Origin of the sequence: Corallococcus praedator, from assembly GCF_003612125.1 — a bacterium.
In the GTDB taxonomy this organism is placed as follows: domain Bacteria; phylum Myxococcota; class Myxococcia; order Myxococcales; family Myxococcaceae; genus Corallococcus; species Corallococcus praedator.
The window spans coordinates 1-10,909 of record NZ_RAWI01000323.1; the positions used below are offsets into that span (position 1 = coordinate 1).

The following is a 10,909-nucleotide window of genomic DNA, read 5'->3' on the forward strand; positions in this document are numbered from 1 at the left end:
GGGCAGGGCGGCTGCCCTTTGGGCGCATGGGGCTATAACCAGCCCTGCGCGCGATACCATTCACCACTGCGGGTGATCGACTCCGCCAGATTCCTCCGCGGCCGGAAGCCCAGCAGCCTTTCGGCCTTGGCCCCCGAGCACGTCCAGGCGGGCGCCAGCAGCTGCCGCGCCAGCTTCCGGTTGAGGGGGAGCTTCTTCCCGGTCAGCCGCGTCACCCCGTCCGCCGCCGTCGCCAGGGCCGTCAGCACCGCCGGGCGCATGCGCACCGTCCTGGGGTGGTAGCCCAGGGCCCTGGCGCCCAGGTCCTGCATCTCCTCCAGGGTCAGCCGCTCGGGGCCTGCGCAGAAGAACGCCTCCCCCAGGGCCTCCGGCCGCTCGGCCAGGACGATGAGCAGGTCCACCACGTCCTCCACGTCCACCAGGGACAGGGGGCGGGGCCCGCCCACCAGCTCCAGGCGGATGCCCTGCTTCGCCAGCTTGAAGAAGGACAGGTTCTCCCGGTCGCCGGGCCCCAGGATGCGGGGCGGGCGGATCACCGTGACGGGCAGCCGGTCCTTGAAGGAGAAGGCGATGTCCTCCGCCTCCGCCTTGCTCTCGCCGTACCACTCATGGGGATGGAAGGCGTCCTCCTCCACATGGGGTCGCTCCGGGGTGGAGGGTCCGTGCGAGGCCAGCGACCCGCACATCACCAGCCGGGGCCGGGGGGAGGGCAGGGCGGCCAGGGCCTCGCAGAGCAGCCGGGTGCCACCCGCGTTGACGCGGATGAACTCGTCCCGCTGCGCGGCGCGGCGGATGCCCGCCAGGTGGAAGACGACGTCCACGCCCTTCACCGCCTCCTCCAGGGAGGCCCGGTCCGTCACGTCCCCCATCACCCGCTTCCAGGGGTGGCCCTCCAGCGCCTTCTCCAACTCGCGGGCGTCGGTGGAGGGGCGCAACAGGCATGAGACACGGTCGCCGCGAGCGACCAGCGCGCGTGCGAGCCAGGTCCCCAGGAAGCCGCCGGCACCGGTGATGAGGGCATTCATGGGTGCTGTTTCATCCGAAAAGCCACATCCCGTCCACCGTCGAAATGGGCCCCCGCCCCCAGAGGAGGCACGCTGTCACGGGGCCGGGAAATCGCCTCCAGACGTGTTCACAGGCCCAATCCCCGAGGGAAAACGCCTTCTGGAGCCGGTTTCTAGGGCTCCGGACGTGTCGCGGGACTTCCGCTCCCGAGGGAAGAATGCGCTGCGGGGCCGAGTTCTAGCCTCCGAACACGTCGCTTCGGGCGTTCCCCGAGGGAAAAACCACGCGAAGAGCGCTGTTTTTCAAGCTTGACCGTGCTACTACGCGCCATCGGCTCTAGCTTGAAGATGCAAGCACGCCGTGCAACGTCCCCTTCGGAGGGGAGGAGACACAAGACGAATGGCCGCCAAGAAAGCCGCTGCGAAGAAGACCACTGCCGCTCCCGCCGCCAAGAAGACCACCGCGAAGAAGGCCGCCGGTGACACGCGCAAGCCGAACGCGGCGTTCATGAAGGAAATGACGCCCTCCGCCGCGCTGGCGGAGATCGTCGGCCCCAAGCCGCTGCCCCGGACCGAGGTTGTGAAGAAGCTCTGGGCCTACATCAAGAAGAACAACCTCCAGGACGCGAAGAACAAGCGGCAGATCAACGCCGACGACAAGCTGAAGCCCATCTTCGGCGGCAAGAAGAACGTCACCATGTTCGAGATGACCTCGCTGGTGAACAAGCAGCTGAGCTGATTGGCATCCGGGCCGTCGGGGGCCATCGCTGGCCACCCGAAGGACCCCTTGAGGGCTCGTCACGCATCGCGCGGGACGGGCCCTCTGCTTTTGGTGCCGCCCGAGCGTTGAAAAGGGGGCGGACCCCTCACTCCCCGCTGGCGGACGCGCCGCGTCGGGCCTACCTGTGGGCACCATGTTCCAGGACGGGCACGAGGCAGGGGAGCGCACCGCGAAGCAGGCGGACGCGGATGGCACGCACACGACGGTGGAGACGCTGGCGGACAGCCTGTTCGGCCAGGTGCGCCAGGAATTGGAGTCCCGGCGCGTCACGCCGCTGTCCACCTACCGGATGCAGCTGCACCAGGGCTTCACCTTCCAGCAGGCCAAGGCGGTGGTGCCGTACCTGGCCCGGCTGGGGGTCAGTGACTTCTATGCGTCCCCCTACCTGAAGGCCACGCCGGGCAGCACCCACGGCTACGACTGCGTGGACCACCAGCGGCTCAACCCGGAGGTGGGCACGCCGGATGACCACGCGGAGTTCTGCGACACCCTGCGCGAGCACGGCCTGGGGCAGGTGCTGGACGTGGTGCCCAACCACATGGGCATCGAGCGCGACAACCGCCTGTGGCTGGACGTGCTGGAGAACGGCCCGTCGTCCGTCTACGCGAAGTTCTTCGACATCGACTGGCGGCCGGTGAAGGACGAGCTGGCGGACAAGGTGCTGCTGCCCATCCTGGGAGACCAGTACGGCATCGTGCTGGAGCGCGGCGAGCTGAAGCTGTCCTTCGATTCCGGCGCCTTCCACCTGCACTACTACGACCACCGGCTGCCGGTGGCCCCGCGCCAGTACGCCCGCATCCTGCGCCACGGCCTGGAGCGGCTGGAGGCGCAGCTGGGCGCGGAGCACCCGCATCTGGTGGAGCTGCTCTCCATCCTCACCGCGCTGGAGCACCTGCCGCCGCGCACGGAGGTGGAGCGCTCGAAGGTGATTGAGCGGCACCGCGAGAAGGAGGTCATCAAGCGGCGGCTCGCGACGGTGGTGGCGGACAGCGCGGAGCTTTCGGCCTACATCGAGGAGAACGTGCGGGTGTTCAACGGCACGCCCGGCAACGTGCGCTCCTTCGACATGCTGGACGCGCTGCTCCAGGAGTGCAGCTACCGGCTGGCGCACTGGCGCGTGGCGGGGGAGGAGATCAACTACCGCCGCTTCTTCGACATCAACGGCCTGGCCGCCATCCGCGTGGAGGACCCGGACGTCTTCCAGGAAGCCCACCAGCTCATCTTCGAGTGGCTGCGCGAGGGGCACGTCACCGGCCTGCGCATCGACCATCCGGACGGCCTCTTCGACCCCACCGCCTACTTCCTGGACCTGCAGGAGCGCTTCTTCGTGGAGCGCGCGCGCGCCCGGTTCGAGGCGGAGCTCCAGGGGGGCTCGGATGCGCGCTGGCCGCAGGTGGAGGCGCTCCTGCGCGCGAAGTGGCGGCAGGAGGTGAGGGACACGCCGGACAGCCCGCTGCGCAAGGCGCTCTTCGTGTCGGTGGAGAAGATTCAGGGGGGCCGCGAGCGCATCCCGGACGCGTGGGCGGTGCACGGCACCACGGGCTACCGCTTCGCCAACGCGGTGAGCGGCCTGTTCGTGCACCCGGCGGCGGAGGCGCACCTGACGGAGACCTACGAGCGCTTCGCCGGCGGCTCGCAGGACTTCGCGGAGCTGACGTACCAGAAGAAGCTGCTCATCATGCGCGTGTCCATGGCGAGTGAAATCAACGTCCTGGCGCACGAACTCAACCGCATCTCGGAGATGAACCGCCGCACGCGCGACTTCACGCTCAACAGCCTCAGGCGCGCGCTCATCGAGTTCATCGCGCTGTTCCCCGTCTACCGCACCTATGTGGACGGCTGGCGGCAGGAGCTGGACGCGCGCGACGTGCAGTACATCGAGTGGACCCTCCAGCGCGCCAAGGAGCGCAACACCACCACCAACGCGTCCATCTTCGACTTCCTGCGCGACATCCTCCTGGGCCGCTACCCGGAGCACGTGGGCGACGAGGAGAAGGCCGTGATGCTGCGCTTCGCGATGAAGCTCCAGCAGGTGACAGGCCCCGTCATGGCCAAGGGCCTGGAGGACACGGTCTTCTACATCTACAACCGGCTGGTGAGCCTCAACGAGGTGGGCGGCGAGCCGGAGCACTTCGGCATGCGCGCCACCACCTTCCACCTGCGCAACCAGGAGCGCGCGGAGCGCTGGCCGGCGAGCATGCTCACCTCCAGCACCCACGACACCAAGCGCAGCGAGGACGTGCGCGCGCGCATCAACGTCCTCACCGAGCTGCCGGAGGCGTGGCGCGAGCGGGCCCGCGCGTGGGCGGACCTGACGCAGCCCTTCGTCTCCCACCTGCCTGGCGGCCCCGCGCCGTCCGCCAACGACACCTACCTCTTCTTCCAGACGGTGGTGGGCGCGTGGCCCATGGGCGAACACGTGCCCGCGAAGGAGCTGGAGGACTTCCACCGCCGCGTGCGCGAGTACATGGGCAAGGCCATCAAGGAGGCCAAGGTCCGCACCTCGTGGACCAACCCGGATTCGTCCTACGACGACGCGGTGGCGCGCTTCGTGGACGCGTGCTTCGACCCGAAGAAGGGCCAGGCGTTCCTGGACGACGTGCGCGCGTTCAAGCGCCGCATCGAACGCGCGGGCCAGCACAACGCGCTGGGGCAGCTGCTCTTGAAGCTCGCTTCACCCGGCGTGGTGGACACGTACCAGGGCTGCGAGCTGTGGGATTTGTCGCTGGTGGATCCGGACAACCGCCGGCCGGTGGACTACGCCCTGCGGGAGAAGCTGCTCCAGGGGTTGGACGCGGAAGGAGCGAAGGACCGGGCGGCCCTGTGCGCGCGGCTGTCGAAGGACCTGGATGACGGGCAGGTGAAGCTCTACCTGCTGGCGGAATCGCTGCGGCTGCGCCAGAAGCACGCGGACCTGTTCCGGGCGGGCGGCTACGTGGCCCTGGAGGTGTCCGGGCCCCGCGCGCCGGCCGCGGTGGGCTTCGCTCGCACGCACGGCGACACGGTGCTGATTGCCTGCGCGCCGCGTTACACCCTGGAGGCGCTGGAGTCCGGGGGGCTGTCGCAGGCGTATGACGGTACGTTCCTGGACCTTCCGGCGGCATATGCGGGCATGATGTTCCGCAACGTCTTCACCGGGCGCCAGGTCCGTCCCCAGCAGGGGCCGGGAGGCGTGGGGCTGGCCCTGGGGCCGCTCCTCGCGGAGTTCCCGGTGGTGCTGCTGGAGATGGAGAGGAGCGCTGGATGAGGAGGGCCGAGGTGCTTCCAGGGAAGCCGTTTCCCCTGGGCGCCACGTATGACGGGAACGGCGTGAACTTCGCCGTGTTCAGCGAGCATGCGAAGAAGGTGGAGGTGTGCCTCTTCGACCCCGCGGATCCGAAGAAGGAGACGCGGCGCTTCCCGCTGTTGGAGATGACGAACCACGTCTGGCATGGGTACATGCCGGGCGTGCAGGCCGGGTGTCTGTATGGCCTGCGCGTTCACGGTCCGTACGAGCCGAAGAAGGGGCTGCGCTTCAACCCGCACAAGCTCCTGGTGGATCCGTACGCGAAGGCGCTGCACGGCAAGGTGGACCCCAAGGCCCCCTTCCACGCCTACGTGCACGGCGGCAAGGAGGAGGACCTGGCCATGGACACCCAGGATGATGCCTGGGGCGTGCCCAAGGGCGTCATCCTGCAGGACGGGTTCGACTGGGAGGAGGACCGCAAGCCGGAGGTCCCCTGGCACAAGACGGTCCTCTACGAGGTGCACGTCAAGGGCTTCACGAAGCTGCACCCGGACATCCCCGAGCACCTGCGCGGCACGTACGCGGGCCTGGCGCACCCGGCCTCCATCGAGCACATGAAGAAGGTGGGCGTGACGTCGGTGGAGCTCTTGCCCATCCACGCGTTCATGGACGAGCCGTTCCTCACCCAGAAGGGCCGCTCCAACTACTGGGGCTACAACACGCTGAACTTCTTCGCCCCGGACGCGCGCTACAGCGCGTCGGGTTCGCTGGGCGAACAGGTGGCGGAGTTCAAGGGGATGGTGAAGCTGCTGCACCGCGCGGGCATCGAGGTCATCCTCGACGTGGTCTACAACCACACCTGCGAGGGCAACCACCTGGGCCCCACGCTGTCCTTCAAGGGGCTGGACGCCGGCGCGTACTACCGGCTCAGCGAGAAGGACCCGCGCTACTTCATGGACTTCACCGGGTGCGGCAATTCGTGGAACGCCACGCACCCGTACGCGCTGAAGCTGGTGGCGGACTCGCTGCGCTACTGGGTGGAGGTGATGCACGTGGACGGCTTCCGCTTCGACCTGGCGACGACGCTGGGACGCGACAGGCACGGCTACGACACCCGCGCGGCCTTCTTTCAAATCCTCCACCAGGACCCCGTCCTGAGCCGGGCGAAGCTCATCGCGGAGCCCTGGGACGTGGGCGACTACGGCTACCAGGTGGGCAACTTCCCGGTGCTGTGGAGCGAGTGGAACGGCAAGTACCGCGACACCATCCGGCGCTACTGGAAGGGCGATGACCGGCAGGCGGCGGAGATCGGCTCGCGGCTCACGGGCAGCTCGGACCTGTATGCGCTGTCCGGCCGCAAGCCCACGGCGAGCGTGAACTTCGTCACCGCGCACGACGGCTTCACGCTGCACGACCTGGTGACGTACAGCCAGAAGCACAACGAGGCCAACGGCGAGGACAACCGGGACGGCGCCAACGACAACCACGCCTGGAACTGCGGCGTGGAGGGGGAGACGACGGACCCCAAGGTGAACGCGCTGCGCGAACAGCAGAAGCGCAACTTCCTGTCGACGCTCTTCCTGTCGCAGGGCGTGCCCATGCTGGTGGCGGGCGACGAGATGGGCCGCACGCAGAAGGGCAACAACAACGCCTACTGCCAGGACACCGAGCTGTCGTGGGTGAACTGGAGCCTCAACGAGAAGCAGCGCCAGCTGCTGGAGTTCACCGCCCGGATCGCGAAGCTGCGGCGCGAGCAGCCCGTCTTGAGCAAGCGGCGCTTCTTCCGCGGGGCCCACATCTGGGACAGCGAGCTGAAGGACCTGGCGTGGTTCCGGCCGGACGGCAAGGAGATGAAGCGGGAGGACTGGGAGAAGCCCTATGTGCGCTCCCTGGCCTTCCTGCTGGGCGGGGACGCCATCGCCACGCCGGACGACGAGGGCCACCGCATCGTCGGGGACACGCTGCTGGTGCTGCTCAACGCGCACCACGAACCCATCACGTTCCTGCTGCCCGCGCTGGAGTGGGGCGCGGACTGGGAGCTGGTGGTGGACACGGCGGCCACGGGCGAATCCCAGCGCACGCACACCCCGGCCGGCGGCAAGGTGCAGGCGGTGGGGCGCTCCGTGGTGGTGCTGCGCCGGCCCACGACCGAATGGGAGTAGCCCTCGGGGCCGTCCCGGGGTAGGCAGCGGGCTTGAACGCGCGAGGTGGCCCCTTCCCCTGGGGGCCGCTTCTTCGCGCGGCGTCTTCGGACCGGGAACGGGCGCACGTGCTAACCGAATCAGTCTGGCCCTGGGTGGGCTTCAACGTCTTCGTCCTGGCGATGCTCGCCCTGGACCTGGGGCTGTTCCACCGCAAGGAGCACGCGGTGTCGCCGAAGGAGGCGACGCTCTGGACGCTCGTGTGGGTGAGCATCAGCCTCGCGTTCTGCGCGGGCATCTGGCACCAGGGCGGACGGGGCCCGGCGTTGGAGTGGCTGACGGCGTACGTGGTGGAGTACGCGCTGTCGGTCGACAACCTCTTCGTCTTCCTGATGGTGTTCGGCTACTTCCGGGTGGCCCCGCAGCACCAGCACCGGGTGCTCTTCTGGGGCATCCTGGGCGCGTTCGTGATGCGCGCGGTGCTCATCCTCGCGGGCACGGCGCTGGTCGCGAAGTTCCACTGGCTCATCTACGTCTTCGGCGCGTTCCTCGTCTTCACGGCCGTGAAGATGCTCTTCGCCAAGGACGACGAGGACGTGGATCCGGAGGCCGGCTTCATCGTGAAGATGTCCCGGCGCCTCTTGCCGGTGGCGCGTCAGGGTGACGGCAGCCGCTTCTTCATCACCGAGGATGGCCGGCGCAAGGTGACGCCGCTGTTCATCGTGCTGATGGTGGTGGAGGCCACGGACCTGCTCTTCGCGATGGACTCCATCCCCGCGGTGCTGGGCATCAGCAAGGACGCCTTCATCATCTACACGTCCAACGTCTGCGCCATCCTGGGCCTGCGCTCGCTCTTCTTCGTCGTCTCCAGCTTGATGGAGAAGTTCCACCTGCTGAAGGTGGCCCTGGGCGTCATCCTGGGCTTCGTCGGCGTGAAGATGCTGCTGGAGTACTTCTACAAGATTCCCATTGGCATCTCGTTGGCGGTCATCGCCGGGTGCCTGGTGGCGGCCGTCGTCGCGTCGCTGGTGTTCCCCAAGCCGGTGGAGCTGGCCGAGGGCCCGGAGGCCGGCAAGCAGCCGGAGCCCCCCGCCCGGGAGCAGGAGCGCGGGTAGGGAGTCCCGGCGGGGGCAGTGTTTCCCTTGCATCGGGCGGGAGTCGCTGCCAAGTCTCCCGCCATGTCCACCGCCACCACCGATGGCATCCGCGTCACCGTGGAGCCGACCTTCTGGCCGGAGCGCAGCACGCCCGAGGCCGGGCAGTTCGCCTTCATGTACAAGGTGGAGATCGTCAACGACGGCGATGCTCCCGCGCAGCTCCACGCCCGGCACTGGCTCATCACGGATGCCCAGGGCAACGTGGACGAGGTGAAGGGCGAGGGCGTGGTGGGCCGCCAGCCTCGGCTGGGGCCGGGCGAGCGTTTCGAATACACGAGCTGGGCGATGCTCAAGACGCCCTTCGGCACCATGCGCGGCAGCTACGAGATGGTGCGTCCGGATGGCACGCGCTTCGAGGCGCGCATCGCCGAGTTCGCCCTGACGCTGCCGCACTCGCTGCACTGAAAACCCCTACCGGAGTCCTCAAGCGCATGGTCCTGCCGAGCACGAAGCGGGGATTGCTGCTCATCAACCTGGGGACGCCGGACGCGCCCGAGTCGGGGCCGGTGCGCAGGTACCTGCGCGAGTTCCTCAACGACCCGCGCGTCATCGACATCCACCCGGTGGGGCGCTGGTTCCTCTTGAACCTCTTCATCCTGCCGTTCCGTCCCGCGAAGAGCGCGGAGGCCTACCGCAAGGTGTGGACGAAGGAGGGCTCGCCGCTGCTCGTGTACAGCCGCGCGCTGGAGGCGGCGGTGGCCGAGCGGCTGAAGGGGGACTACGAGGTGGCGCTCGCCATGCGCTACGGCAACCCGTCCCTGCCGGACGCCATCGCGGCGCTGAAGGCGAAGGGCGTGTCGGAGTTCACCGTGCTGCCGCTGTACCCGCACGAGGCCGCGTCGTCCGCGTCGTCGTCGCTGGCGCGCACCTACGAGGTGCTGGCGCAGGGCTGGGACGTGCCCAACGTGCGCGCGGTGCCGGCCTTCTTCGACGACGCGGGCTTCCTGGACGCGTTCACGGCGGTGGCCCGGCCGGTGATTGACGACGCGCGCGCGGACCACGTGCTGTTCAGCTTCCACGGGCTGCCGGAGCGCCACATGCGCAAGAGCGACCCCACGGGGCAGCACTGCCTTGCGTCCGCGGGCTGCTGCGACGTGCTGGGGGACGCGAACCGGCACTGCTACCGCGCGCAGTGCTTCGACACGGCGCGGAACCTGGCCCGGCGGCTGGCGTTGCCGGAGGGCGGCTACACCGTGTCCTTCCAGTCGCGGCTGGGGCGCACGCCGTGGGTGAAGCCCTACACGGACATCGTGCTGCCGGAGCTGGCGGCGAAGGGCGTGAAGCGGCTGGCGGTGATGTGCCCGGCCTTCGTGGCGGACTGCCTGGAGACGCTGGAAGAGGTGGGCCTCCGCGCGAAGGAGCAGTTCGTGGAGGCCGGCGGTGAGTCGCTGACGCTGGTGCCGTCCCTCAACGCCCACCCGGAATGGGTGGACGCCGTGGTGCGGCTGGTGCGGGCGTCGGATGGACCGCCGTCTACGGCGCGGGCGGCGTCGCTGTCGGAGCCGCGGGTGCCGGCGTCGCGGGAGCCTGGGGCGCGCTGACGGGGGCGAGGCGGGCCTGGTAGGTGCCCACCGGCAGGCCCATGGCGGACTGGGCCGGCCCCTTCATGCTGGTGGCGAGGGTGCCCTCCCAGGAGCGCCACTGTCCGGCCTTCACCAGGAACTCGCCCCGGCCGGTGATCTTCACGGTGGCGCCCAGCTCGGTGCCCTCGGTGGGGCCGGCGGCGTCTTCGTCGTTGGCCGGGCCCTGGGGGGCGGACGGGCGGCTGCCGCGCTTGGCCATGGGGATGCGCGCGGGGGTGAGCAGCCCGCCGAACTGCTCCAGGAGGTCGTACTCGAGCGTGGCCACCTGCTCGCCGTTGTCGGCGGGGGTGACGGAGACGAGCTTCACGCGGTTGCGCCGCTCGGCGCCGCCGGTGGCGCGGCGGAACTGGGTGCCCAGGGCGTCCGGGGTGAGCAGCGCGGTGGCCAGCGACCAGCTCTCCCCGGGGCTCACGGGGTCCCTGGGCAGCTCCAGCACGAGCGTGGCCAGGTTGCGCTCACGGCCCGGGAGCCCGTCGATGATGAAGCCGCGGTCGCTCACGGTGGCGTCCTCCGGCGCGGCCCCACCCGAGGGCGTCACGCGCAGGTGGCGCTCGCCGGCGCGGTCCAGCTCCAGCACGTAGGTGTATTCGCTGGGGACGGCGGCGGGCGCGGCGGTGGCGGCCGGGGCCTCTTCGTCCTTGCCGCCCTTCTTCTTCTTGTCGGCCTTGGGCTCCGCCGGGGCGGACTCGAAGGCGGGCGCGGCGCGATCCAACGCGAGCGTCAGGCGGAAGGCGACAGGGGTGCCCTGCACGAGCTTCCAGCGCAGCAGCACGGCGTCCTTGGGGACTGCGGGCGCGGCGGCGGCGGGCGCGGGGGCCTCCCCGTTGGACGCGGGCGCGGGCGGCGCGCCCGGCGGGCGCTGGAGGGGCTCGATCTTCCCGGGCGCCTCCTGGCTGCAGCCGGAGAACGCGAGGGCAACGAGCAGACCGCACAGACTTCGCTTCACGGGGACACTCCTGGTGACGGTCGCGGGATAGCGGAGCGGCCGACGGTTGTAAAAGGGAGAAGGTGGAATGA

The 10,909-nt window shown here is 69.4% G+C and carries 8 protein-coding genes; 6 read left to right on the forward strand and 2 right to left on the reverse strand.

Features of this window, described 5'->3' with window-relative positions:
• Nucleotides 1–32 precede the first annotated feature (32 nt).
• Complete coding sequence (locus D7Y13_RS30835; RefSeq protein WP_120533172.1) at nucleotides 33–1,025, reverse strand: NAD-dependent epimerase/dehydratase family protein; 993 nt, start codon at nucleotides 1,023–1,025, stop codon at nucleotides 33–35.
• Between the two features lie 379 nt (nucleotides 1,026–1,404).
• Between D7Y13_RS30835 and D7Y13_RS30840 the strand changes: the two genes are divergently transcribed.
• The 6 genes from D7Y13_RS30840 to hemH all read left to right on the forward strand — a co-directional run bounded on the left by D7Y13_RS30840 (nucleotide 1,405) and on the right by hemH (nucleotide 9,850).
• Nucleotides 1,405–1,743, forward strand: coding sequence for an SWIB/MDM2 domain-containing protein (locus D7Y13_RS30840; protein ID WP_120533173.1), 339 nt, complete (start codon nucleotides 1,405–1,407; stop codon nucleotides 1,741–1,743).
• Between the two features lie 175 nt (nucleotides 1,744–1,918).
• Complete coding sequence (treY, locus tag D7Y13_RS30845) at nucleotides 1,919–5,032, forward strand: malto-oligosyltrehalose synthase (protein ID WP_233595282.1); 3,114 nt, start codon at nucleotides 1,919–1,921, stop codon at nucleotides 5,030–5,032.
• Nucleotides 5,029–7,173: a glycogen debranching protein GlgX gene (gene glgX, locus D7Y13_RS30850; RefSeq protein ID WP_120582299.1), complete on the forward strand. Its 2,145-nt coding sequence runs from the start codon at nucleotides 5,029–5,031 to the stop codon at nucleotides 7,171–7,173. The genes treY and glgX overlap by 4 nt, the downstream gene beginning before the upstream one ends.
• 107 nt (nucleotides 7,174–7,280) lie before the next feature.
• Complete coding sequence (locus D7Y13_RS30855; protein WP_255424406.1) at nucleotides 7,281–8,267, forward strand: TerC family protein; 987 nt, start codon at nucleotides 7,281–7,283, stop codon at nucleotides 8,265–8,267.
• A 63-nt stretch (nucleotides 8,268–8,330) separates the two neighbouring features.
• The gene (gene apaG / locus D7Y13_RS30860; RefSeq protein WP_120533175.1) at nucleotides 8,331–8,714 is read left to right on the forward strand and encodes a Co2+/Mg2+ efflux facilitator ApaG/CorD; all 384 of its coding nucleotides are present in this window, start codon (nucleotides 8,331–8,333) and stop codon (nucleotides 8,712–8,714) included.
• 26 nt (nucleotides 8,715–8,740) lie between these two features.
• The gene (gene hemH, locus D7Y13_RS30865; protein ID WP_120533176.1) at nucleotides 8,741–9,850 is read left to right on the forward strand and encodes a ferrochelatase; all 1,110 of its coding nucleotides are present in this window, start codon (nucleotides 8,741–8,743) and stop codon (nucleotides 9,848–9,850) included.
• Here the strand turns inward: hemH and D7Y13_RS30870 are convergent.
• Nucleotides 9,783–10,838, reverse strand: coding sequence for a hypothetical protein (locus D7Y13_RS30870; protein WP_120533177.1), 1,056 nt, complete (start codon nucleotides 10,836–10,838; stop codon nucleotides 9,783–9,785). The two genes, hemH and D7Y13_RS30870, sit on opposite strands and share 68 nt — an antisense overlap.
• Nucleotides 10,839–10,909: the final 71 nt, after the last annotated feature.